This window comes from Marinovum sp. (genome assembly GCF_034669705.1).
GTDB lineage: Bacteria > Pseudomonadota > Alphaproteobacteria > Rhodobacterales > Rhodobacteraceae > Marinovum.
Map to the genome: position 1 here is coordinate 25,076 of NZ_JAXMOR010000029.1, position 24,441 is coordinate 49,516.

General features: G+C 64.8%; 21 protein-coding genes and 2 pseudogenes. 8 read left to right on the forward strand and 15 right to left on the reverse strand.

Features of this window, described 5'->3' with window-relative positions; all coding sequences use genetic code 11:
- Window positions 1–3 precede the first annotated feature (3 nt).
- From VOI27_RS17645 to VOI27_RS17665, 5 genes are read left to right on the forward strand one after another with little or no spacing between them, the layout of a single operon-like run.
- Entirely contained in the window at window positions 4–945 is a 942-nt protein-coding gene (locus tag VOI27_RS17645; RefSeq protein ID WP_323766936.1) for a tripartite tricarboxylate transporter substrate binding protein, read from the forward strand.
- A 32-nt stretch (window positions 946–977) separates the two neighbouring features.
- On the forward strand, window positions 978–1,538 hold the full coding sequence (locus VOI27_RS17650) for a hypothetical protein (protein ID WP_323766938.1): 561 nt from the start codon (window positions 978–980) through the stop codon (window positions 1,536–1,538).
- Window positions 1,538–3,121, forward strand: a complete 1,584-nt coding sequence (locus tag VOI27_RS17655; RefSeq protein ID WP_323766940.1) for a tripartite tricarboxylate transporter permease — start codon at window positions 1,538–1,540, stop codon at window positions 3,119–3,121. Before VOI27_RS17650 ends, VOI27_RS17655 begins: the two co-directional genes overlap by 1 nt.
- Before the next feature lie 18 nt (window positions 3,122–3,139).
- Complete coding sequence (locus tag VOI27_RS17660) at window positions 3,140–4,666, forward strand: sulfatase-like hydrolase/transferase (RefSeq protein ID WP_323766942.1); 1,527 nt, start codon at window positions 3,140–3,142, stop codon at window positions 4,664–4,666.
- Window positions 4,667–4,676: 10 nt separating this feature from the next.
- The gene (locus VOI27_RS17665) at window positions 4,677–5,816 is read left to right on the forward strand and encodes an alpha-hydroxy acid oxidase (protein ID WP_323766944.1); all 1,140 of its coding nucleotides are present in this window, start codon (window positions 4,677–4,679) and stop codon (window positions 5,814–5,816) included.
- A 149-nt stretch (window positions 5,817–5,965) separates the two neighbouring features.
- Here the strand turns inward: VOI27_RS17665 and VOI27_RS17670 are convergent, their stop codons facing one another.
- The 6 genes from VOI27_RS17670 to VOI27_RS17695 all read right to left on the reverse strand — a co-directional run bounded on the left by VOI27_RS17670 (window position 5,966) and on the right by VOI27_RS17695 (window position 12,457).
- Entirely contained in the window at window positions 5,966–6,292 is a 327-nt protein-coding gene (locus VOI27_RS17670) for an NIPSNAP family protein (RefSeq protein WP_323766946.1), read from the reverse strand.
- A complete protein-coding gene (locus VOI27_RS17675; protein ID WP_323766948.1) occupies window positions 6,289–7,902 on the reverse strand; it encodes a sulfatase-like hydrolase/transferase in 1,614 nt (537 codons plus the stop codon). The genes VOI27_RS17670 and VOI27_RS17675 overlap by 4 nt, the downstream gene beginning before the upstream one ends.
- Before the next feature lie 31 nt (window positions 7,903–7,933).
- Entirely contained in the window at window positions 7,934–8,764 is an 831-nt protein-coding gene (locus tag VOI27_RS17680; protein ID WP_323766950.1) for a universal stress protein, read from the reverse strand.
- Window positions 8,765–8,781: 17 nt separating this feature from the next.
- On the reverse strand, window positions 8,782–10,377 hold the full coding sequence (locus VOI27_RS17685) for a tripartite tricarboxylate transporter permease (protein ID WP_323766952.1): 1,596 nt from the start codon (window positions 10,375–10,377) through the stop codon (window positions 8,782–8,784).
- Window positions 10,377–10,958: a hypothetical protein gene (locus VOI27_RS17690; protein WP_323766954.1), complete on the reverse strand. Its 582-nt coding sequence runs from the start codon at window positions 10,956–10,958 to the stop codon at window positions 10,377–10,379. The genes VOI27_RS17685 and VOI27_RS17690 overlap by 1 nt, the downstream gene beginning before the upstream one ends.
- Before the next feature lie 71 nt (window positions 10,959–11,029).
- Window positions 11,030–12,457, reverse strand: a complete 1,428-nt coding sequence (locus VOI27_RS17695; RefSeq protein WP_323766956.1) for a sulfatase-like hydrolase/transferase — start codon at window positions 12,455–12,457, stop codon at window positions 11,030–11,032.
- Window positions 12,458–12,574: 117 nt separating this feature from the next.
- On the opposite strand from VOI27_RS17695, the gene VOI27_RS17700 reads away from it, so the two are divergent.
- Window positions 12,575–13,042 carry a MarR family winged helix-turn-helix transcriptional regulator gene (locus tag VOI27_RS17700; protein WP_323766958.1) on the forward strand — a complete coding sequence of 156 codons (468 nt, stop codon included), beginning with the start codon at window positions 12,575–12,577 and terminating at the stop codon, window positions 13,040–13,042.
- Between the two features lie 124 nt (window positions 13,043–13,166).
- Here the strand turns inward: VOI27_RS17700 and VOI27_RS17705 are convergent, their stop codons facing one another.
- The 7 genes from VOI27_RS17705 to VOI27_RS17735 form a co-directional block, all read right to left on the reverse strand.
- The gene (locus VOI27_RS17705; RefSeq protein ID WP_323766960.1) at window positions 13,167–14,123 is read right to left on the reverse strand and encodes a tripartite tricarboxylate transporter substrate-binding protein; all 957 of its coding nucleotides are present in this window, start codon (window positions 14,121–14,123) and stop codon (window positions 13,167–13,169) included.
- 58 nt (window positions 14,124–14,181) lie between these two features.
- Complete coding sequence (locus tag VOI27_RS17710; protein ID WP_323766962.1) at window positions 14,182–17,412, reverse strand: reductive dehalogenase; 3,231 nt, start codon at window positions 17,410–17,412, stop codon at window positions 14,182–14,184.
- A gap of 352 nt (window positions 17,413–17,764) precedes the next feature.
- A complete protein-coding gene (locus tag VOI27_RS17715) occupies window positions 17,765–18,439 on the reverse strand; it encodes a sulfite oxidase heme-binding subunit YedZ (RefSeq protein ID WP_323766965.1) in 675 nt (224 codons plus the stop codon).
- Between the two features lie 76 nt (window positions 18,440–18,515).
- Window positions 18,516–19,361: an SDR family oxidoreductase gene (locus VOI27_RS17720; RefSeq protein ID WP_323766967.1), complete on the reverse strand. Its 846-nt coding sequence runs from the start codon at window positions 19,359–19,361 to the stop codon at window positions 18,516–18,518.
- A gap of 73 nt (window positions 19,362–19,434) precedes the next feature.
- Complete coding sequence (locus tag VOI27_RS17725; RefSeq protein WP_323766969.1) at window positions 19,435–19,845, reverse strand: nuclear transport factor 2 family protein; 411 nt, start codon at window positions 19,843–19,845, stop codon at window positions 19,435–19,437.
- A 132-nt stretch (window positions 19,846–19,977) separates the two neighbouring features.
- The gene (locus VOI27_RS17730; RefSeq protein ID WP_323766971.1) at window positions 19,978–20,820 is read right to left on the reverse strand and encodes a nuclear transport factor 2 family protein; all 843 of its coding nucleotides are present in this window, start codon (window positions 20,818–20,820) and stop codon (window positions 19,978–19,980) included.
- A 66-nt stretch (window positions 20,821–20,886) separates the two neighbouring features.
- Entirely contained in the window at window positions 20,887–21,174 is a 288-nt protein-coding gene (locus tag VOI27_RS17735) for a DUF2218 domain-containing protein (protein ID WP_323766973.1), read from the reverse strand.
- Between the two features lie 95 nt (window positions 21,175–21,269).
- Here VOI27_RS17735 and VOI27_RS17740 point away from each other — a divergent pair, with 95 nt between their 5' ends.
- Together VOI27_RS17740 and VOI27_RS17745 are read left to right on the forward strand one after the other, a co-directional pair.
- Entirely contained in the window at window positions 21,270–22,163 is an 894-nt protein-coding gene (locus VOI27_RS17740) for a LysR family transcriptional regulator (RefSeq protein ID WP_323766975.1), read from the forward strand.
- A 32-nt stretch (window positions 22,164–22,195) separates the two neighbouring features.
- Window positions 22,196–22,534: pseudogene (locus VOI27_RS17745) on the forward strand (transposase); the annotation flags it as partial.
- On the opposite strand, the gene VOI27_RS23170 reads toward VOI27_RS17745, so the two are convergent.
- Window positions 22,534–23,253, reverse strand: coding sequence for an IS30 family transposase (locus tag VOI27_RS23170; RefSeq protein WP_416374690.1), 720 nt, complete (start codon window positions 23,251–23,253; stop codon window positions 22,534–22,536). The pseudogene VOI27_RS17745 and the gene VOI27_RS23170 overlap by 1 nt on opposite strands.
- Before the next feature lie 100 nt (window positions 23,254–23,353).
- Window positions 23,354–24,400: pseudogene (locus tag VOI27_RS17760) on the reverse strand (IS30 family transposase).
- Window positions 24,401–24,441: the final 41 nt, after the last annotated feature.

A 24,441-nucleotide genomic window follows, 5' to 3' on the forward strand; every position in this document is an offset into this window, starting at 1 on the left:
AACATGAAAACGCTACTCACCGCCGCCGCCGCGGTGGTCTTCACCGCATCCGCCGCTGTCGCCGAATGGGCCCCGACCGGGCCGGTCAAGGTCCTGATCGGCTTTGCCGCAGGCGGCGGCGCGGATTCACTGGCCCGGCTGATCGCCGAGGACATCGAGGCCGACTACGGCTGGACACTGATCCCCGAGAACCTGCCGGGCTCCGGTGGCGCCGTCATGGCCCGCGCGGTCAAGGACGCCGCCGCCGATGGACAGACCATCGGCGTGGGCATCACCGATACCTTTGCCTATGGCCTGCTGGCGACGCGTGATCCGGGCTATGCGGTCGAGGATTTCACCTATCTCAGCACCATTGCCGGCACGCAGATGGGCGTTGTCGCCAAGGCGGATCGTGGCTGGGAGACCATGTCCGACGTGATCGAGGCCGCCAAGTCGGGCGAGACCATCTCGTTTGGCACCATGACCCCGAGGCTCGCCGACGCAGCCTATTACATCGGCAAAGTCAACGGCGTCGATTTCAACATCGTCTCCGGCTACAAGGGCGGCCGCGCGGTTCTGAACGCGATCACCGCTGACGATGTGGACGTCGGCTGGGTGGCCGGCCCGCAAAAGGCCGGCGTGCAGTCGGGCGACCTGCGCAACCTCGTCAACGGCGAGGATCAGCCGCTTGCCGTCTCGCCGGACGCGCAGGAACTGAGCGAGATCGGAGTCGCCTTCGCCTTTGGCGCCACCTTCCTGGCGATGGCCCCCGCGGGTCTGTCGGAGGATGCCGAAAGTGCCCTGTCCGAGGCCATCGCCACGGTGATCGCGAAAGAGGGCAGCAAGTCCAATGCCTTCATCAACCGGGTCTTTGCCTTGAAGGTCAAGACAGGTGACGCGGCGCACGACTTTGTCGAACAGGAACTGGCGGACGCCGAGGCACTGCTGGACGCCACAGCCGAGTAACTTCGCGCAGTATTCGGACCGGGAGCACCACTATGACCTTCACGGGACATCTTCGCGACCTTGCGGTCGCCCTGACGGGCTGTGCCTTTGCCCTGCTGGCGCTGCTGGTCTGGATACCGCTCGACGTTGACACCGGCGTGATCGACGTCTGGCGCCGCAACGTGCGGATCGGCGACGCGATGCTGCCGGTGTTCTCGGCAGCGGGCATGGCGATCGCCGGCGCGGTGATCGGGGTGCGCAGCCTGATGCAGGGCAGCCAGACCACGCCGGGGGCCATCGACCTGGCGTTCCTTGGCTGGCTCGGGCTCACGCTCGTCGCGGGGCTGGCGCTCATGCTGCTGACGGGGCCGGTCGTGGCCTGGATCGCTACCGGCGGCGAGACTCCGTACCGGGTGCTGCGCGCCACCGCGCCGTGGAAATACTTGGGCTTTCTACTGGGCGGCTCTGTGATGACCTTCGGCCTGATGGCGCTGTCACTTCATCGCCCGTCCTGTCGGCTGGCCGCGCTGGCCTTCGTGGCAACACTGGTGATTGCGCTGCTCTACGACCTGCCGTTCGACAACCTGCAACTGCCGCCCAACGGTGACATCTGATGGGCGTTTTCGACTATATCCTCGCCGGCATCTTCGAGGCCTTCACCGCCAACCCGGCGCTTGTTCTGGGGCCGCTGGTCCTGTCCTGGCCGGTGATCCTGGTGGTGCTGGGCTTCTTCACCGGCGTGTTGATCGGCGCGACGCCGGGCTTGTCCGGGCCCTTCGTCATGGCGCTGGCCCTACCGATCCTGATCTCGATCTTCGGCTTCACGCCTGACGCGCTTTTGCCAGTTCTGGGCTTTCTTGTCGGCGTGATGAAGGGCGCAACGCTGGGCGGAGCGGTGCCGGCGATCCTGTTCAATACGCCGGGCACGCCCGATGCCTTCATGACCACGCTCGACGGTCACCCGATGGCCAAGGCGGGTCAGGGCGGCAAGGCGCTGCGGGTGGCACATTTCGCCTCCGTCACCGGCGACACCTTTTCGGACATCGTCCTGTTCGTCTGCGCGCCGTTCCTGGCGATCAGCATCGAGGCCTTCCTCGGCCTGCCGGAAAAGGCCGCCCTGATGATCCTGTCGCTGTCCTTTGTCGCTGTGGTGGTCGGCAAGGACACATGGAAGGGCCTGCTGTCCGCCTGTTTCGGGCTGTTCGTGGCCTCGATCGCCACCGGCACCGACACCTATCCGCGCCTGTCGCTGGGCAGCGACGTGCTGGCGCCGGGCCTGCCGACCATCGCGGTGGTGATCGGCGTGCTGGTGGTCGGCGAGATCTTCGTCTCGCTACAGGAGATGTACCTGTCGAAACGCGCCCGGCAGGCTCCGGCCGAGGCGCCCACGCCGGGGGACAGCGGGCTGAGCCTGCGCGAGCGCCGCAAGCTATTGCCATTCATCGGGGTTTCGATGGGCATCGGCACGGTGATCGGCGCATTGCCCGGCATCGGCACCACGCTGGCGGCCGCCATGGGCTATACCGCCGGGCGCAAGATGCACCGCGGGACGCCTGCCTTCGGCGAAGGCGCGCCCGAAGGCATCGCCGCCACCGAGGCCGCCAATTCCGCCGTCTCGGGCGCCAACCTGATCCCGGCGCTGAGCCTCGGCATCCCCGGCAATGTCGCCGCCGTCTTCATCATCCTGGCCGCCGACACCATCGGCGGGTTCAACCCCGGGCCAGGGGTGTTCCGGTTCACCGCCGATGTGGTGAACCCCGAGTTGGTAGTGGCCTTTGCGCTCTTTACCCTGATGGTGGTCGCCAACCTGCTGAACTGGCTGACCGGCGCGTGGTTCATGCGGCTTCTGGGCGGGCTAATCCGTATCCCCAAGCAGGTGCTTCTGCCCATCGTGCTGCTGCTGACCGTCACCTCGGTCTATGTCGAAGGCAGCGCGATGAGCGATGTCTACATCCTGCTGGGCTTCGGCTTTCTCGGTTACCTGATGCGCGTCTCTGGCGTGCCGATTCTGCCCTTCGTCATCGCCTATATCCTTGCAGGCCCCATGGAAACCGCGATCCGCAATGCCTTCGAGGCCTCGGGCAGCGACCCCTGGTTCCTGTTTTCCAGCCCCATATCCCTGGCGTTCCTCGCGCTTGCTGCCGCTATCGTGCTTGGCGCCGGCTGGCTGCGTGGCACCCCCTCATCCGATAGCTGACACCCGTTTGGAGTTCCCATGACCGAAGAAAAAGCCCGCCCGAATATCCTCTTCATCACCTCCGACCAGCAGCGCGGCGATTGCTACGGGTTTCGCGGCCGCAACGTGCAGACGCCGCACCTTGACCTGCTGGCCTCCGAAGGCACCAGTCTTGAAACCGTGGTGACGCCCTGCGTCGTCTGCCAGCCGGCGCGGGCCTCGATCCTCACCGGCCTGCTGCCGCGCACCCACGGGGTGCATGACAACGGCATCGACCTTGATGCCGAGCTTGGCGAAAAGGGCTTTGCCGGCTCGCTCTCGGCCTCGGGCTATCACACCGCCAAGATCGGCAAGGCGCATTTCTCAACCTACCACGTGTTCGGCGACAGTGACACGGTCGAGTCGATCCCAGGATCGCGGAAAGTTCCCGAAGGCTGGCGCGGCCCCTACATGGGTTTCGATCATGCCGAGTTGGTCCACATCGGCCACAACTGGTGGCTGCCCGAGAAGCCGCCCGCGGGCCTCGCCTACGAGGAATGGTACTACGGCGACGGGCGCGGCGAGTTGAAGAACAATCTGCTGTGGGAAAGCGCGCGCGATCACAAGGGTGCGCCGCAGACATGGTCGTCGAAGCTGCCGGTGGCCTGGCATAACTCGACATGGATTGCCGATCGCGCCGTTGACTTCCTCAAGCAGGATCATGACAAGCCCTTCTGCCTCTGGGTCTCCTTTCCCGATCCGCACCACCCGTTCGACTGCCCCGAGCCTTGGGCGTCGCTGCATCGCCCCGAGGACGTCGACCTGCCCGAACACCGCACCCGCGATTTCGAGGGCCGGCCTTGGTGGCACCAGGCGGCGGTGGAAAGCGAGATCCCCTCTGAGCACGCCGAAATCCGGTCCAAGTATTCCCGCCTCGCCGAGATGTCCGACGAGCATCTGCGCGAGGTCATCGCCAACACCTATGGCCAGCTGGCGTTGATCGACCATTCCGTCGGTCGGATCCTCACCGAGCTGGAGGCACAGGGCCTCGCTGACAACACCTATATCGTCTACACCGCCGATCATGGCGACTGGCTGGGCGACCACGGCTTGGTTCTGAAAGGGCCGATGCCCTTCGAGGGGCTGCTGAACGTCAAGGCCATCGTCAAGGGGCCTGATGTGCCGGTGGGCAAGGTCAGCCACGAGCCGCTCTCGACGCTCGATCTCGGCGCGACCTTCATGGACTGGGCGGGCGCCGACAGCCTGATGGAGGCGCACGGCCGCTCGATGCGCGACGTCATCTCGGGCGAGGGCACCCGCGACGGCGCGCTCAGCGAATGGGAGCTGCTGCCGGGCCGCGTGGGTGTCGGGCTGTCGCTGCGCACCGTGCGGTCGAAGACCGCCAAGCTGACCATGGATTTGAAATCCGGCGCCGGCGAGATGTACGATCTGGCAAACGATCCGCAGGAGCTGCACAACCTCTTCGACAACGCCGATCACGCGCAGCTGCAATCCGACCTGACCGAGATCCTCATGTCGCGCCCCGATGACATCCAGCCGAACCGCGTGCCGGTTGGCATCGCCTGAGGAGGATGCGATGACCATCACCTGCACCGAGGATTTCCGCCGTCTTTACAAGGCGCGCGTGCCGAAGATGTTCCACGACTACGCCGAAAGCGGGTCCTATACCGAGAGCACCTTTCGCTGCAACGAATCCGATTTCACCAGGCTCAACATCCGCCAGCGGGTCGGTGTCGACATCTCCGAGATCGACACCAGGGCGCAGATGGCCGGTGAAGACGCGGCACTGCCCGTGGCCTTTGCGCCGGTCGGCATGTTGGGCATCCAGAACATCGGTGGCGAGATCAAGGTGGCACAGGCGGCCAAGCAGAAGGGTGTGCCCTTCATCCTGTCGACCATGTCCGTCGCCTCGGTCGAGCAGGTGGCCAAGGCCACCGGCGCGCCGTTCTGGTTTCAGCTCTACGTTGTCAAGGACCGCGACTTCGTGCGCGACATGATCCACCGCGCCAAGGCTTCGGGGTGTTCTCAGCTGGTGGTGACCATGGATCTGGCGATGCTGGGTCAGCGCCACAAGGACGTGAAGAACAAGCTGTCGATCCGGCCCACGCTCAAGAACCTGATCAACATCGCCACCAAGCCGCGTTGGGCTTACGACTTTGTGTCCGGGCCTGCCGTCAGTTTCGGCAATGTGGTGGGCCATGCCAAGGGCGTCGACGACCTTGCCAGCCTGCTGACTTGGGCCGCCGAGATGGTGGACCCGGCGCTCGACTGGGACGACATCGCGTGGATCCGCAAGGAATGGGGCGGGCCGGTGATCCTCAAGGGGATCATGGATGTCGAGGACGCAAGGATCGCCGCTGACATGGGTATCGAAACCATCGTCGTATCGAACCACGGCGGGCGGCAGTTGGACGGGGCGGGCAGCACGATCTCGTGGCTGCCGAAAATCGCCGACGCAGTTGGCGACCGGGTCGAGCTGCTGCTCGATTCCGGCGTGCGCACGGGCATGGACATCTTCCGCGCCCGTGGGCTTGGTGCCTCAGGTGTACTGCTGGGCCGCGCCATGGTCTATGCGCTTGGCGCGCAAGGGAAGCCGGGGGTCGACCGGCTGCTGACGCTGCTCGAGAAAGAGTTGCGCACCACCATGGGCCTCGCGGGCAAGACGCGGCTGGGCGATATCGGCCGCGGTGACGTGTACTGGTCCGAGGGTCCGTGAGCCGGGATCTCAGGCGGCGGCGGGAGACCGACGGCGGGTGAACGGCCGGCATGATTTCGTGGCCGTTTCGCCGCGCCCCGGTCCGGACGTCGGCGGCGATCAAACAAACTACATCTCGGGGCCTTTTAACCCGACGCGTCGCGGGCCCGCTACTGGCCTGCCTGCGGCATGAAATCCGCGCCCTTCAGCACGGTGTTCTCCTGGCTCAGCACATCGTCGCGTTCGGCGCTCATCCCGAGGAAATCGCGCCACTCAGGATCGGCCATCATCGCGCCGCGGCGGGCATTGCGGTCGGCGAAATCGGCGAAGGCCCAGACATGGACGTAGCTGTTCACGTCGCCGAACTCGGTGGCGCCGAAGACCAGCGGCGCGCCAAGGTGGCGGGTCTGGATCGCCAGCCCGTGGTCGCGGTAGAAGGCAATCTGGCGCTGCACCGTGCCCGGTTTACAGCGGTAGGTGCGGATCTCGTAGATCATCCGGCTTTCTCCTGCTGATAGGCGGCCAGCGCCTGGTCGGCCTCGGCCCGGTCCCAGAACCCCACGAAGACGCCCTTGGCGAACTCCGGCGGCTTGGTCTCGATGAAGGCGTCGGTCTGGGTGATCCGGGATTTGCCGCCGAAGGCCCAGTCGAGCACCCGATTCTTCATCCGCGCCCGCACGGCCTCGTAATCGGGGTGGGTGCCGAGATCGGTCATCTCGTCGGGGTCGGCCTCGAGATCGAACAGCATCGGCCGGAGCCCCTGGGTGTGCACGTATTTCCACCGGCCGTCGAAGGCCATCACCATGCGGCATTGATCGGTGGGCCGGTCCAGCTCTTGCCGCGCGGGCGAGCGGCTGAAATCGGCCTCGCTGAACACGCAGTCGCGCCAAACCACGTTCTCGCCCCGCACCAGCGGCAGGAGCGAACGGCCCTCGAGAATGTTTGAGCGGAGCTCGCCACCCATGAACTCCACCGTTGTCGGCAGGATGTCGATCATCTCTGCCAGCCGGGTATCAACGGTGCCGCGGGTGGCATCCGCCTCGGGCGTGGGGTCGACGACGATCAGCGGCACCCTGACCGCGGCATCGTGGAAGAACTGCTTTTCGCCCATCCAATGATCGCCCAGATAGTCGCCGTGGTCCGAGGTGAAAACGATCAGCGTGTCTTCCGCCCGACCGGTCTCGTCCAGCCAGGCCATCAGCCGCCCGATATGGTCGTCGATCTGGGTGATCAGCCCCATGTAGCAGGCCACCACGCGCTCGCGCGCGCCGGGGCGGTTGTAGATCGTGGCGTGCTTGCGGTCCTGCGCGACCTGGTAGACCGGGTGCGCGCTGTCGCGCTCGGCCTCGGAGCGGACCACCGGCACCACATCGTCGGGCCCGTACATCGCGTGGTAGGGCGCGGGGGCGACCATTGGCCAATGCGGTTTGATGTAGCTCAGGTGCAGGCACCACGGTGCGTCGCCGGCGGTTTCGATGAATGCCATCGCGCGGTTGGTGGCATAGGCCGTTTCGCTGTGTTCCTCGGGGATGCGGGCGGGCAGGTGGGCGTGCTCGTTGAGCCAGCCGTTTTTCACCGTGCCGTCGGTGTCGACAACCGAGGCCGCCCAGTCCTGCCACGGATTATCGCCGTCAAAGCCATTCTCACGCAAGTAGTCATTGTAGTGGCTGGGGTGTTTCAGCCCCGGCGGGTGCATGCCGTCGAGCCTGTCCCAGACCTCGAACCCCGCTTCGCCGATCTGCCGCCCCTTGGGGCTGGCCGGGTCGATCCCGAGGCGTTTCATTCCGTCGATATCGGCGCGGGCATGGGTCTTGCCACAGAGCACCGCGCGCGCGCCGAAGCTGTTCAGATGGTCGCCAAGGGTCCACTCGCCGACGCGGAGCGGCACATTGTTGTAGTCCGTTCCGTGGCTGCGGACGTAGCGTCCGGTATAGGCGCACATCCGGCTGGGGCCGCAGATCGGCGATTGCACATAGGCGCGGGAGAACCGCACGCCACGGGCCGCCAGGGCATCGATATGCGGCGTGCGGATGGTGGGGTGACCGGCGCAGCCGAGGTAGTCGTTGCGCAGCTGGTCGCACATGATGAACAGGACATTCTTGCTCATGTGGCGCATCCTTTCAGGCAGAGGGGCGTCGTCAGTGCGACATCAGGATCGGCAGCGGCGCCTTGTCGAGCACCTGCTGGGTGGTGCCGCCGATCAGACGCTCGCGAAAGACGCTGTGTTCATAGGCGCCCATCACCAGCATGCCGGCGCCGACCTCCTGACAATAGGCGAGGATATCGGCCGCCGCTTGGCCGCGTTTGGCGGGGCGGATCACCCGCTCGACCTGCACACCGTGGCGGCCGAGCGCGGTCTCGACGTCGATGCCCTCCAGCGGCGGGCGCAGCGAGCCGTCGTCGATCGAGAGCACATGCACCTGCTGCTTGGATTCCAGGAGATGCATCGCATCCATCACCGCCCGCGTCGCCGTGCGCCGCCCGTCCCAGGCAATCACCGCGATCTCGCGGATGCGCTCTGGCGCGTGGTCGCGCGGGATGACGAACACCGGGCGGCCGCTCTTCACGGCGATCTGGTCGGGGTGCAGTTCGAGGTGCTCATGGCCCTGGATGGCATCGTATTGCCCGACCAGCGTCAGGTCGTACATCCGGGCATAGCGCGCCACGGTGGCGTCGGACTGGCCGAAGAGCGTGATCCAGTGGAGTTGGTCGCCGGGCACGGCATCGCCTGCCAGTTCGCGGAACTGGGCCTCCTTCTGGCGCTCGACCTCGCGGACCTTGGCGGCGATGGCCTCGCGCACGTTGGACGGCACCCAGGCGTTGGCGCTCAGCGTCTCGCGCTGGCCCGCGTGCACCAGCAGGCCGGTGACGTGGCAGCCGTGCTTGCCATGCATCAGGATCGCGGTGCGCAGGGCCGCGACGCTGCCGGGCGTGCCGTTGAAGGCGACGAGGATGTTCTTGATCGTCATTGATGCGGTCCTTTGCTTCAGGAGACTTCGGTGGTCATTTCCGCTTCCGGCTTCTTGCCCCGCGAAAAGAACACCACCACAACGACCGACAGGATCAGGAACAGCGCCGCCACCGGGCTGCGCATCAGGAACAGCGGATCGGCGCCCGACACGGCAAAGGCCTGTCGGATCGATTGTTCGAGGTTGCCGGCGAGGATGAAGGCGATGACGAACGGCAGGATCGGCATCCGCAGCTTGCGCATGAGATAGCCCAGCAGGCCGAACCCGAGCAGGAAGTAGATCGAGGTCATCGAGGTTTCCTGCACGTAGACCGCCGTCAGCGTCAGCAGGAAGATCATCGGCATCAGCACGCGCTTGGGGATGCGCACCATGACGCCGACCCAGCGCATGAATTGCCCGCCGATGGTCCAGTTGAGCAGGTTGGCCAGCATCATGGTGGTGAAGAGGCCAAAGGCCACTACCAGCTCTGGGTTCACCTCGGAGGTGGTGAAGCGGAAGACGCCCGGCCCGGGGTTGAACCCGCCGATGGATTCCGCCGCGAGGATCAAGAACACCGCGCCGACGTTGCCGGGGATGCCGAGGCTCAGCACCGGGATCAGATTGGCGCCCGACACCGCGCTGTTGGCAGCCTCGGTGGCGGCGACGCCCTCTGGCGTGCCCTCGCCGAAGGGAACGGGCCCCTTGTGCATCTTCTGCCCGGTGGCATAGCCCAGCGTGGCCGCCAGCGTCGAGCCGATGCCGGGCAGGGCGCCGATCACCGTGCCGACCACCGCCGAGAGGCCGATGAAGGGCATCAGGCCGCGGCGTTCCTTCCAGCTCAGCGAATTGTCGGTCGAGGGCGGCATTTCGGTGCCGATGCGCTCGCGCCGCCGGTCGCGCCAGATCTGCTCGAAGACGGTGATGACTTCGCCCATGATCAGTACGCCGAGCACCGCGGTGATGACCGGAAAACCGTCGGCCAGCGCATTGGATTCGAGCGACAGGCGGGGATAGAAATCCTCGCCCGAGCCGACCGAGGCCACCAGCAGGCCCAACGCCGCGGCCATCACGCCCTTCATCGGCGAGGCGCCGACAACCGCCGCCACGAAGCTGAGCGACAGGATGATCAGCGCGGCCTTTTCGGCAAAGCCCAGATGCGCCTCGACCAGCACGGCGAGGAACGGCGCGGTGGTGAAGAGCACGAGGTCGGAGAAGGTATCGCCTGAGGCCGAGGCGAAATGCGCGGTGCGCAGCGCCTTGCCGGCCTGGCCCTTTTTCGCCATCGGATAGCCGTCGAGCGTGGTCATCAGCGAATCCGGGGTGCCGGCGGTGTTGAACAGGATCGCAGGCACCGCGCCGCCGATGGTCGAGCCTTTCATCACCCCGATGAGAAAGCCCAGCACCGGCAAAAGCGCATCCGGCGTGAAGCCGAAGATCGAGATCAGGATCGGCAGCGACACCGCCATAACGAAAGGCCCGCCGAGCCCCGGCGTGGCGCCGATGACGATGCCGAGCAGGAAGCCCAGCACCACCATGACGATGGTGATCGACACGCCGATGCCGAAGATCGCAAAGGCCTCGGGGCCGGCGAACACCGCCATGACCCCGGCCCAGACATATTCCAGAACGCTCATCACCAGTCTCCGTTGGGGGGCAGCAGCACGGTGTCGAACGGCAGATCGAAGATCGCCATCAGCGCCGCCACCGCGAGGATCGACGACAGCAGGCGCGTGGCGCGGAACCGTCCTTCGATGAAGGATGTGATCAGGAACACCATCGCCGTGCCGCCGAGAGCATATCCCAAGAGCTTATAGGGGTAGGTGCCGCGCATCTGGCGGTAACTGCGCGCCGTCTCGCCGTCATCCGCCACGAAGAGATCGACGGCAATCGGCCCGGCCCAGTACATCATCGCCAGCGACAGCGCGACGATGCCCGAGAGGGGCAGCAAGAACGACAGCGTCGTCATGTCGACGCCGGTGTCCTCGATCCCGTCGGAGCGGTCGCGCCCGAGGGTCATCAGCAGCTGGACCAAGGCGGCGACCCCCAGGATGCCGACCGCCAGGGTCGGCAGGAAGGCATCGCCCAGCGTGGTCTGGCGGCGGTGGGTGTGGATGATCTGGGTCTCGACATCGGCCGGGATCCAGACCAGCGCGGCCATTGCGGCAAATCCCAGCAGGATCACCGCGACGACGAGCTCTGCGTTGCGGCCCAGCATCAGGGCCGGTCCGTGCAGCGGGTGGATGGTGTCTGTGTCATTGTTTCCTCCCCGAAACAGTAACGAAGTGGTCAGACCGGGACTGGCGAGGCCCCTTTGACGCCGGACCGCAGGGCGGCCTCGCGACCTCCCCAGGCGGCGACCAGCTGGTCCTGATCGGATTTGGCGGCGCGGTCGGTGGCCACCGGATCGCAGATTGCCAGGAGCGCCGTGTGCATCCGCGCCTCCTGCGTGGCGTACTCCGGACGCCCGGCCAGGTTCACCCGCTCGTCCGGATCGGCGGCAAGGTCGAAGAGTTCTGGCGGGTAGTCGACGTAGTAGTGATATTTCCAGTCCGCATCGGCGACCATGAAGGCGCCGGTGGGCGATTCCGCCGCGTGGTATTCCGAGAACACCAGCGCCGCGCGATCCTCCGGCGCCTGCAACCTCCGCAGCAGGGACGTGCCCGGCCATTCCGCCGGCGGCGTCTGGCCGAAGTGTTCCGCAAGGGTCGGAGCGACGTCGATCAGGTTCACCGGGGTGGCGCAGGTTTCGCCCGCGCCGATGCCGGGGCCGGCCATGATCAGCGGCACGCGGGTCGCCTCGCCGTAGAGCACCGACTTGCCCCAGGTATTGCGCTGTCCGAGGCATTCGCCGTGGTCGGAGGTGTAGATGATCAGCGTGTTTTCCGCCTGACCCGTCGCCTCGAGCGCGTCGAGGATGCGGCCGATGCGGGCGTCGACAAAGCTGCAGAGCGCGAAGTAGCAGGCCATGGCGAGGCGGCGTTCGTCGTCGTCGCGCAGCAGACCGTCATGGTTCCAGAACGCCTGCCGCCGCTGCATCCACGGGTGGATCTCATAGCCGTTCTCGCAGCGCAGCTCTGACAGGGGCATCGTGGCGGGTTTATAGAGGTCGAGATACTTCTGCGGCACCGTCAGCGGGAAGTGCGGCGCGACGAAGCTGGAAAACAGCAGCCAGGGTTGTTCCGAGCTGGCGGCCCGGTCAAGCCAGGCGATCGTCTCACGGCAGACGCGGTAGTCATAATCGTTGTAGCTCGAGCAACCGGCGCCGATCTGACCCAGCATCCGCCCGGTGCGCTTTTCCTCGGGCAGGGGGTTGCGGACCGCCGCCCAGACCTGGCCCACGCCATCGTGGATGTGCATCGGCGCGATCTGTTCGTCGAAACCGGTCGGGTCGTTCTCGGCGCGGTAATGCAGCTTGCCGATGCTGGCCGTGCGCACGCCGGCCTGCTGCAGGACGTGACCCCAACTCGGCACCCGACCGTCATAGGCAATCGCATTGTCCCAGTAGCCGGTCTGATGCGGATATTGCCCGGTGGCAAAGGCCGCACGCGCGGGCACACAAATCGGCGAGGGGGTATAGGCATTCTCGAACAGTGTGCCGCGCGCCGCCAACCGGTCGAGGTTGGGCGTCTTTACCAGCGGATGGCCAAGACAGGACAGCGCCCGGGCCTGATGTTCGTCGGACATGATGACAAGGACGTTTTCAGGACGCTTCATGGCAATACTATCCTCCGAACGATAATCGTGCTGGTGCATCGGTATGACTTGACGTACCATCTTATCGAGAATGCCGCAAGAATAACATTGCGGCCGCAACATTATTGGTGAGGTGAGATGGCAATAACGTCCAAGGAACTCGAGATCCAACTGGAGCGGGTGCGGAAGCTGGAAAGCAACGTGACCTTCCAGTTCTCCATCGTAGCGAAGCTGATGGAGATGGATGCCATGAACGAGATCAAGGACACGCCGCTCAACCTGACGGGCTATCGGTTGCTGCGCACGGTGCAAACGTTCGAGCGGATTTCGATGGCCGATCTGTCGCGGCACATGGTGACCGACAATGCGCAAATCAGCCGCACCGCGGCGGACCTGCGCAAGCAGGGGCTGGTTGATTTCGAGGCAGACCCCACGAGCAAGCGCCGCAAGATCGTCATCCTGACAGAGGCGGGGGAGGACTTGCTGCGCAGTCTCGATCCCCGCTTCAAGAAACGGCAGGAGGCCGTGCGGGAGTGCCTTGGCGATGACCTGCGCGCCTCGCTGGCCGAGTGTTTCGAGCGGCTGACGGCGCATTTCTCGCGTTAGAGACTTTCCAGAACACGCCTGAGACGCCGGGTGCCGGCACGCGCACTGTAACCGTACCATTGTCGTGCGGAGAACGCGGAACAGGCGCCGCAAGGGCGCCTGTCGGTAGAGCCGTGGAAAGCGTTTATTCCGAGCTGGCGTCGATCAGCGCGCTGGCTTCGTCGCTGCGCTTCTGGATCATGGCCCGCAGGTCGTCGCGCTGCACCACCATCGGGCCGGCAAAGGTCTTGGTGACCATCTTGGACAGCTGGCTTTCGGGGTCGTTCAGCAGCTTGCCGATCTCGGTGGCATAGGTCTCGGCGATCTCGTCAGGCATGTCGGCCGGGCCGAACACCAGAAAGCCCGAGCCGAAGGAGAACGGCATGTTGAACTCCGACAGCAACGGCGCGTCGGGGGACATGGTCAGCGGCTGATCCTCGGCCGAGGCAAGGTTGATGATATCGCCGGAGCGGACGCCGGCAGCCTGAAGCCCTGCGGCCCAGGAAATGTCGAGGTCTTTCGCCGTGACCCCGTTCAGCCCGGCCCGGCCGCCGTCGATCATGACGGTGGTGAATTCGACGCCGTTCTCGCGGCCGATGAGATAGGTGCCGTCGGCCAGTTTCTGGTTCATCACCCCGATCGAGATGTTCTCGCCGGCCTTGGCCGCCGCGATCACGTCGCCGAGGGTGCTCCAGCCACGATCTGTCCGCGCGATCAGGCCCATCTGGCTGCCGGTGAGGCTGGAGAGGAAGGTGAAATCCTCGGCGGTGATGCCGATCCGACCGGCGGTCTGCAGCGCGTATGCGAAGGTGTCGAAGGTCGAGATGCCGACGGTCAGCCCGTCTGCGGGCTCCTGTGCCACATCCATCGCGATGGCCAGCCCGCCGCGACCGGCGACGTTTTGCGGGATGATTTCCCAGCCGAGGGTCTCGCTCAGCTCCTGCGCCAGAAGCCGGCCCATGCTGTCGGCACCGCCGCCGGCGCGAAAGCCGATCTTCATCGTCACCGGCCCGTCAGGCGCCCAGCCCTCGGCCTGCGCGGTGACGCCGGTTGCGGCGATCACCGCGGCAGCGAGCGTTGCCTTGATCCATTGAAATGTCATCGTGTTCCTCCTCCTGAACGTGATGCCTGTGGTCTTCGGGGTGCCATGGGCGCCCCGGTCAAAGATCGACCTCGATGGTGCCGCCGGGCTTGGCCGCCCGGCTCTGGCACAGGATGATCGCCTCTTCGCGCTGCGCGTTCGACAGCACGAAATCGCGGTGCTCGGCCTCGCCGGACACCAGCCCGCATTTGCAGACGCCGCAGATGCCGTCAGAGCATTTAACGTCGATCTGCACGCCGTTCTCCAGCAGCACATCGGTGGCCGACTTGTCGGCAGGGATAGTGAATTCGCGGCCCGACCGGGCAAGCTTGAGCGTGAAATCGTGGTTTTCGTACTCCGGCAGCTCGGGGACCGAGAAGTATTCCAGATGCCGGGCCTCTTCGGGGAAGCCCTGCCGTTCTGCCGCTTCCATCACCCCGGTCATGAAACGATCGGGGCCGCAGGTATAGACGTGCCAGCCGGGCTGGTAGCCTGACAGCAGCGCATCAAGATCGGCGCGGGTGCCCTGATCGGAGAAATGCAACGTCACCTTGTCCGACCACGGGACGCTTTGCAGATCGTCGAGGAACCCGGCGTCATCCTTGCGCGAGGCGGAGTAATGCAGTTCGAAGTCCACGCCCTTGGCATGGCATTCATGGGCAAAGGCAATCATCGGCGTGATGCCGATACCGCCGCCCATCAGGAAATGCTTGGTACCATCGGCAGCCAGCGGGAAGTGATTGATCGGGCGCGAGATGAACACCTTGCGACCTTCCGAGAAGATCCGGTGCAACAGCTTCGACCCGCCGCGTCCACCGTCTTCTCGCAACACGCCGATCTGGTATTTCGTCCGGTCCGCTGGATCGCCTGACATCGAGTATTGGCGAAAATATTCCGGTGCGACCACGACATCCAGATGCGCGCCCGCCGTCCATTCCGGCAGCGGCTCGCCATCGAGCGCGGTGAATTCGTATTTCGTCACCCCCGGCGTCATCCGGTCGACCTTGGAGACCTGCACCCGGATCACCGGCGCCTCGCCGCTCAGCTTGTACTCATGCGCGAGGCCCTCGGTCTCGCCCCGGTCGAGCCGCGCCTGGTATTCCTCGGCGGTAATCATCGCCTGGTAAGCCTCGATGCCCTTTTCGCGATCCATCGGGAAGGGGAAGGGCCAGGGATGCGGCGCGAGGTTGGCAGGGTATACTGCCAGCGTCTGATCCTCGAATTTCAGCTTCAGGTCGGTCTGCAGCTCGCGGTAATTCGATGGCTGCACTTTCTGATCGACCATCTCGCAGGAGCCGTCGGGGTTCCAGCGCAGGTCCCACCACCAACGTTTCTTGGGGTTGATCCGGCCGTTGCCCACGAGGTCGTCGGCCTTGGCCAGAACGCCCGCCATCTGCGGCACCTTCATCGCGATCCAGCGCAGAGGCTTTTCGTGCTCAAGCCCTTCCATGTTCCACGGGCAGGTCTTCATGCAGCGGCCACACATCGCGCCGCCCTTCTGGGTGATGCGGTAGGTGGTGCATTTCTGGCTGTCGGACTTCCAGGTCTCGTAGCCGTTGAACATCAGCTTCGGCCCGGCGGTGATCGCGCCGCTCGGACATTCGCGGGCGCATTTGTTGCAGCTCTCGCAGAATGCCTGCATGCCGAAATCGACCGGTTTGTCATGGGTCAGGGGCATGTCGGTGGTGATGATGCCTGATTTCAGCCGCGGCCCGAGGAACGGGTTGACGATGACCTCGCCGATGCGGCTGACCTCGCCAAGACCGGCGAGCAGCAGAAGCGGCGGGTGCAGCACCTGGCTGCTCATGTTGGTGTGCGCCTTGGCGGTGTAGCCGAGGTTGCGGATCTGCGCCGCGATCACCCCGCCCAGCAGCGAGAACCGCAGGTAGGCCCGCATCGATTGCGCCACGGCGATCCAGTCGTCGCCCGAGGAGCCTTCGGTGGTGTCGAAGCCCTGGTCGATGATCAGGCAGATGGCGCTGTCATGCGTCGGCACGATCGGCTCGCCAAAGGCATCGTGGGAATACCACGTCCACTCCGGGCAGCGCGCCACGCCGACAGCGTCGGAGCCGAGGAAATAGCCGATCGCCTTGATCGCCTCGTAATTGCGCTGCTTGTCCTTGGCGGTGTGATTGACGGTTTCGGCCACCGGCCCTTCGAGTAGCAGGTTGAAGGCGCCCATCGGCCGGCGCGAGGCCTGGCTGACGGGGGATTTGCGCGAGAAGTAGCCGCCCGTTGCAGCCTCCTGGTTGGCCTTACCCATGTCGCCGAACTGCGAGCGGGCGAACATGTCGGCCCGTTTCGGCACCCGCGCCACCCGTTCTTCGTCGATGAAGGTGGTGGGCTTGTCGACGCGGCGGAGCTTTTCGAACGGATGCAGGCCGTCCGTGTAGCGCCGCTTGGCATAAGGGTCGAGCGTGCGGGCGCTCTTGGCCGAGCCCTTGCCCAGCTTCCACGCCAGCCCGTGGGTCAGCGAGCGGGGCTGTTCGGACATCGGCGCCAGCGGCTTGTCGGTGGCCATGCTGAAGTTGGTGGTGATCGCCACGACCTCGAACCGGTCGCCGACGAAGGGATTGACAAGCTTGCCATCCTCCATCACCGCCAGCCCGGCGGCGACGACCAGCTTGTTCAGATCGACATCGGTGGCGGCACCGGAATGCGCCTTGGCGTCATAGCCGAGGATGCGCAGGTAGCTGGCGATGACCACCGCGGCCTCGGTGCCCAGCAGGCAGGCGCGCTGGCGTTGGGCGTCGAACATCCACTCGAAGCCCGGCTCGTCCGGCGAAGGATCGCGGTTGTAGTTGTAGAGAAAGACGACGGCGTGATCGTGCCCGTCCACCGGTTGGGGCGGGGCGGTCACGCTTTCCTTGAGGTCGGCCATGATCACGTCGATGCCCGAGGCCATGGATTTGACCTGCTTGGTCTTCAGGTCCTCGGCGAGCCGGGCGATTTCCGGGTTCTCGACCGGGGTCTCGAGCCGCATGGAGGGATCGAAGGGCGCGATACCCACCATCGGCGCGTCCTGGAAATAGCCGTAGGACTTGATGTGGTTGGCGCGCTCGAGCGGGTCCTCGGGGCAGCCGGCCTTCTGCTCGGCAAACAGCCCGCCGCGCAGCACGTCGAGCATCGCCTGATAGTCCTGCATCGCGTTGACCAGCGATTCCGGCGTGTTGCCGTGATCGAAGTTCACCGGCTGGAACGCCGGCACCTGCGCGAGATCGGGCTGCGCATCGGTGCGGGCCAGCCGTTCCAGCGGGAACGGGCCGAGGTGGAACTCGCGGTTGCGATTGGAAAAGATCTGGGCCGTCATCTCCGCCTCCCATAGGCAATTTCGGCATGGCGCGCGCTGGCCCGGGGCAAGGTGATGCGTCAGCGCATCCCGGCCCGAGGCGACCGGATCGGTGCCGCGCGGGTCTATCTCGGTGCTGTCCGGAAAATGACCGCAAAATGCGTCGTTGTCAATCTTATTATTGCGCACGCAACAATATTGGTGCGTAAGATTGCGGTTGATCATGGGAGGCAGGGTCGTGCGGTGGTGTTGACCGGTCACAGCGATGACGACTGGCCGTGGCGCGGTGTGTCAAGGGGGCTGACTACCCCGCTGGCCACCGGCCAGTGCACCAACAACACCGCCGTTCAGCTGCTACGTTCCTGAGGTCAGCTTATACCTTTTCGGCGGTCTTGCCGAAGCGGCTTCGAGGGGCGGAAGGCTGCCCCTCGGTGTCACCTCGAGCGGCGAGTTGCGGCCTCGGGTGCAGGTACCAGTACCAGAGGCGATAGGCTTCGAGCAGGCCGAGCGGGACGAAGTGAACCAGCGCGCCGGGCAGGCCGCCCCACTCGTGCAGCGCGGCCCAATGCAGCAAGGTCAGCACCGCCGCGGCGTAGGTAATGCGCTGCAGGGTCTTCCAGTTGCGGCCCAGCTTGCGGACGAAGTAATCCGACGAGGTGATGGCCAGGGGCACGAAGATCACGAAGGCAATCCAGCCGGTCCAGATGTAGAATTCCGGCAGATCGGCCACGACCTTCTGCACCGTGCCGAGGTCGACGAGGTAGAGCACGGTGTGCACCAGCGCATAGGCAAAGGCCGCCACGCCCAGGTAGCGGCGGCGTTTCATCAGCCAGCGCGGGCCGCGCCAGCCTTTCAGAAGCAGCGCCAGAGGCGAGATCATCATCGCGATGATCATGAAGCGGGCGGCGAATTCTCCGGTCGGGTGGAGCAGTTGATGCACCGCCTCGGGGTCGCCGGAGGTCAGCATGGTCAGGAGCGGGATCGCGGGCAGGCTGAGCAGCGCCCAGAAGGTATAGGGATGATCCCAGATGGCTTTCAGGGTGGACATGGGTTCTGGCTTTCAGGGCGTGGATTTCTGATTGAACGCGACTGGCCGGGGTTTCCGTCGCATGCCGCTGTGCGGGTCAGCCGCGCAACGAGGCGAAGTAGTCGTCCCAACTCTGGTGCGGACGGCCGGTGACGGCCTCGAAGTCGCCCTTCCGGTCATAGACGCCGCGGCGGATGCCGTCGTAGATGCCGCCGATGATCGGGCCGATGAAGTCACCCAGTTCCTGCGTGCGGTCGGCGACGAAATCCTCTGGCGACATGGCGCGATAGGTGAGCTCGGTGCCGAAGGTGCGGTTCAGGTAGCCGGTGAGCGCGACCTGCGTGATCGGCGTGCCGTTCAGATCGAAGGTCTGGCCGTCGTGGTCGGGCCGCGTCAGCAGCGCGGCATAGGCATGCGCCAGCTCGGAGCGGGTGGTATAGCCGCAACGGCCGTCACCGGCGCTATTGGCGATCTCGCCGCGGGCGCGGTAGCTGTCGATATACTCGACGTCCGGCTCGATGTAGATGCCGTTGCGCCCGATCGTCCAGTCGAGACCGGAGGCGCGGATGTCGGCCTCGGTCTGGCGGTTGCTCTGCACCACCGGCGAAAACGGTGTGCCGTCCTCGGGGCCCTGGATGCTGGTGTAGACAAGCTTGTGCACGCCGGCGGATTTCGCCGCTTCGATCACGTTGCGGTGCTGGCCGATGCGCTGGTCGGGCGGCGCCATGCCCGAGACGATGACCAGCGCGTCGACCCCCTGGAGCGAGGCTTCCAGCTCATCGCGCTTGTCATAGTCGCCGGGGCGGACCTCGATGCCGAGATCGGCGGTATTGCCGGGCGTGCGGGCCAGCCCAATGACCGACGTGGCGCCCGGCAGGGCGATAAGCTTGCGGGCGATTTCCTGGCCAAGCTGGCCGGACACGGCGGTGACGGCATAGGTCATTGGGTTCTCCTTCGGTCGCGTCGAAAGCAGGACCGGTCAGGGTTGCCGGTCCTGCCAAGGGGGATCAGTGGGTTCAGCCGTGATAGGCTTGGCTGACGGCAAAGCTGTCCTCGAACCAGTGCCACAGCACCACCTGACCGTCACGCACCTTGGCGCGCAGGGCAAAGGCGAAGGGGCCGGTTTCCTTGCCGGATTTGGTGGTGATGCCGTTCATCTCGCCAAAGACCGCGACAGTGTCGCCCGAGGCGAAGGCATCGGTGTTGTCCCATGCGGTGGTTTGGAAGTTCTCGCTGAAGGTGCCGAGGAAGGCAAAGATCGCCTCCTTGCCGCGGGCTTCGCCGATCCACGGCAGGCTCTCGTCGCCTTCGTTGTGCCAGACCATGTCGTCGGCCATCAGCGCGGCCATTTTCTCCATGTCGTCCGATCCCATCGCGCCCATGAAGGCCATTACCGTGTCAAAGCTCTCTTGCGTGGGTGCGTCCATGTCCTGTGCTCCTGCGTGTTGTCCGAGAATGATCGCCAGCGATGCGCCAAGCGAGGTTTTGAGAAGAGTTCTGCGGTTCATCTGTCGGTCCTTTTCAGGGGCGCCCCGAAGGGCTCGGGGCGCCGGTGTCGTTCAGAATTTGCCGGCTTCGTTGTGGGCCGCGTCCGCGCCGGGCATCGGCGCGATGACGTCCCAGTGCTCGACGATCAGCCCGTCTTCGAGGCGGAAGAGGTCGTAGAAGGCGGTGGGCGCGTCGCCGATCGTGCCTTCGGACATTGTCAGCACGAAGTTGCCTTCGCCGATCACCTCGTGAACCTCAGTGTAGTCCATCGAGATGCCCTGCTTCGCCATCTCGGCCATGAACGCGCCGAAGCCTTCCAGCCCGTCAGCCACCATCGGGTTGTGCTGCAGGTAGGTCACCGGGCTGATGTAGTCGGTGATGTTGATCTCGGCGTGCTCGATCAGAGCCTTGGTGAGGAACTCCTTGACCTTGGCCTTGTTGGCCTCGGTCAGGTCGCGGTCGGTGATCTCGGTGGTGCCGTCGATCTGGCTGCGGCCCGAGGGATTCAGCGGCTGTTCTTCGGTCAGGTTGTCCCAATGCTCGGCGATCTTGCCGTCCTCGACGCGGAAAACGTCGAAGCCGATCACCGGGGTGGGGCCGAAGCCTTCGTAGCGGGCATGCACGGCGACCATGTCGTCATCGGCGATGACGCGGACGTACTCGGCCTTGAAGGTGCCGCTGCCGGCAAGGAAGCCGACGACGCCCTTCTGCGCCTCGATGCCGTTGGCGAACATGTCGTTGTGCTGGATGATGTCCTCGGCAAAGTACTGATCGACCGCGTCGACATTGCCGGCAAGCAGTGTGTTTTCCAGCGCTTCGAGCACCCGCGCCTTGTTCTCGGCGCTGTCGGCCAGGGCGGCGAAGGGCAGGGTTGCCACGAGGGCGGCGGAGGTGAGGAGGGTCTTCAGTTTCATGGTGTGTGTCCTTGGGTTCAGGGTGGGGTCAGGGAGGGTTGCGGTCAGGGGAGGCGTGCGAAGGTCTCAGGCCGGGGTGTAGGCCCAGTCCAGTTCGGGGTTCTCGCGGAAGGCAAAGCGCTCGAGGTGGCTGGTGATGACCTGCACAGCCCGGTCGAGCTGGGCCTGGTCTGGGGCCTGGGCGGTCATGGTCAGTCCGGTGTCCTCGGCGGTCAGCGCGCAGGCGCCGAAGGGCAGGGTGATCTCGCCCGAGCGACCCGCGTGGGTGACAGGAACCTTGTGGCCGAAATGCTTGCAGAGCGTGCCGAGATAGCGCTCGGCGTGGTCGGTGGTGAAATGTGTTGTCGCGTTCATGACATCGGTCCTCGTGTTGCAAGGATGATCTATCCTCGCAGCACTGATCCGGGTATCACCTGATTTCAGAAGTGATCGTTCCGGCAGGCAGAACAATGATCGACCATCTCAGGCACATGGCCGTATTCGCCCGCGTCGTCGACGAAGGCTCGTTCCGCGCCGCCGCCCGCGCCATCGGCCTCGCGCCCTCGCGGGTCAGCGAGACGGTGTCGGAGCTCGAGGCGTTTCTCGGGGTGACGCTGCTCTATCGCACCACCCGCAAGATCGCGCTGACCAACGAGGGGCGGATGTTCTATGCCCGCGTGACCGAGATGCTGCGCAGTGCCGAGAGCGGGCTGAACGAGCTCAACGCCCTGTCGCTGGAGCCGGTGGGCGCGCTGCGGGTGTCGGTGCCGGCCTTCATGTCATCGTCGTCGCTGGCGACGGCGATCGCCGAGTTCTCCCGCCTGCACCCGCAGGTCGCGCTGTCGGTGGTCTTTACCGACCAGCGGATGGACCTGATGAACGACGGCTTCGACGTGAACATCCGCGCAGGCTGGCTCGCCGACAGCTCGATGATGTCGCGCAAGCTGGGCGAAACCGCGCGGGCGCTTGTTGTGGGCGCCGAGTACGCCGCGACGCGGCCGGCGCCCCGGCACCCCTCGGACCTCGAGGACTGGGACTGGCTGCGCTACAGGCACCGGGCGGAGTACACCCGGTTGACCGGGCCCGGTGGCGAAGAGGTCAAGGTGCTGGGGCAGGCGCGGCTGGAAGTCGACAGCATCGATGCGCTGTATCACTTCACCTGCCAGAACCTCGGAGCCACGGTGCTGCCCGAACACCTTGCCGCACGGGGCGAGGCCGCAGGTCGGCTGATCCGCCTGTTCCCGGATTGGCAGCTCGCGCCGCTGGGCATCTATGCGGTATGGCCCGATACCTCGCGACGAGAGAACCTGACCCTGCTGTTCGTCCGGTTCCTCGAGAGTGTCAGATCTTCTGTGAATGAGTGATCCGGTCCAAGCCTCTTCGAAAGGAAGCATGCATGACGATCTCCAAGGAACTGCTGGACGAACTTCTGAAGGGCGTAGACCGCCCTGAGGACCTGCTCGGCGAGGCCGGGCTGATGAAAGAGCTGAAGATCAACCACATGGGACGGATGATGGGCGCTGAGCTGACGGCGCAACCTGGCTATGAAAAGGGCAAAGAAGCTCCACCGGGCCATGTCAACCGCTGGAATTGCACCTCGACCAAGGTGCTGAAGGGGCAGGATGGAGAGATGCCGGTGGCGGTGCCCCGCGACCGCGACAGCAGCTTCGAGCCGGAATTGGTTAAGAAATGCCAGACCCGAATCGACGAGATGGACGACAAGATCATCGGGCTCTAAAGGTGATCGAGCGACGCGCCGGTTGGGGCAGGGAGACCATCACGTCCATCAGCCGGTTCATGAAATGCGTCGAGCTGCGGTCGTTGTGGCGGAACAGCACGGCAAAACGGGTCTTGCGTTCGACCAGGGGGGCCACGTTCATCTTGCCCTGGACCTTCTCGAAAATCATCGGATCCCCTTCCCATTCGCCGAATTTCTCGCGGGTCTTCTACGTGGTCGGGGCGCTCGTGGATCGACCGATCCGGCGGGAAAACAAGGCTGCGTGGGCGTCTGGCGTAGCGCGGTTTGCGTTTCCTGCGGCGGCTGGGCAGATACCGCGCCAGTGCGTCGGACTGACCTTCGCGGCTGTAGACATGTGCATAGATCGTTTCGTGGCAAACGCGGACAGCGTGGCTTTCGAAGCCGAGACGGCCGGCGATCTGCTCGGGAGACCAACCCTCCTTGAGGCGGTCAATCACCGCGGCGCGCAGCTTTGGCAGGCGGATCAACTTTCGACGCCGGGCGCGTCTGGCCGACGCAAAACGTTGCGCATTCATACCGTAGTAGCCATCCAGATCCGGCAACTCTTGGTCGACGCAAGAGATGCGCTTGATCTCGCGATAGATCGTCGAGCGGTGCCTGCCGAATTCCGTAGCAATCTTGCTGACCGGCACTTTCGCGTACTGCATGTCTTCGATCTGGTGCCGTTCGCGCAATTCCAGCTCCGTGTGGGCCATCGTCCGTTCTCCTTGCTTTCCAGCAAGATAGGGGAGTTGTCGCAACGGAGTTTAGAATGTGCCCCGGTGTGAATTCACGGTGAAGTGCAACTTTCTGATATCACTTGTATTCTATCCCATTCCGAATGACCATCAGTTCGCTTTCAAAGACTTCCGCGGGTGTTCTATAGCCCAGGCATTTGCGCGGCGTTGAATTGAGGCGGTGGCAAATCGACCTCAAATATCGATTTGTCAGCGCCGTCGGGTCGGTCGAGCGGGGCAGGTACTTTCGAAGACGGTTGTTGGTGTTCTCGACCGTGCCTTTCTGCCACGGCGCCTGCGGGTCACAGAACCAGCTGTCGGCCCCGATCCCGTCTTTCAGCTTGGGCCAGGCCGAGAACTCTGTGCCGCGGTCGAAGGTGATCGACTGGCGGGCAGGGGCGCGAGGCCCTCGATCAGGGCTTCCATGATGGGTTTCGACTGCCGGTCCTCGTTACGCGTCACCACCGTGTAACGGCTGACCCGCTCGACCAGGGAGGTGACGTTGACCTTCCCGTGCTCCTTGCGAAACATCATCAGGTCGCATTCCCAATGGCCGAATTCGCTGCGTTCGGAGATGGCCTCGGGCCTGTGTGACAGGCTCTGGCTGTCGAAGATATGGGTGCGGTGGTGGCGTCGGTAGCCGCGTGGCCTGCGGCGTTTTCGATGCTCGGGCAGGTACCGGTAGAACTGTTCGTCTCGGCCGTCTTTGGAATAGGCGAAGCGGTAGATCGTCTCGTGACTGACCCGGATCGGGTGGCGTTCCAGGCGCATGCGGCCGGCGATCTGTTCCGGAGACCCGCTGACCGGCAGTCGTTTGCAAGGCAAACGACGAGAGGGGGCCGGCTTTCAGGCGATCCTCGACGGCGGCCTTCAGGTCCGGGTGCGTGATCAGCTTGCGGTGGATGGCGCGTCGGCGCTCATAGGCGTTTTGCGCGGTCACGGAATAGTAGCCGTTCAGCTCGGGGATCTCGGTATCCTCGTAGACATTGCGTTTCAGTTCCCGGTAGATCGTCGACGCTGCGCGACCCAGCCGGTCGGCAATTTCCGGTACCGGCATTTTTGCGTCATGCCATTTGTCGATCTTGCGTCTCTCTTCAAGCGTCAAGTGAGAGTAGTGGCTTCCCATTCATCAATCTCCATGCAAATTCCTGTTTTAATACAGAATTT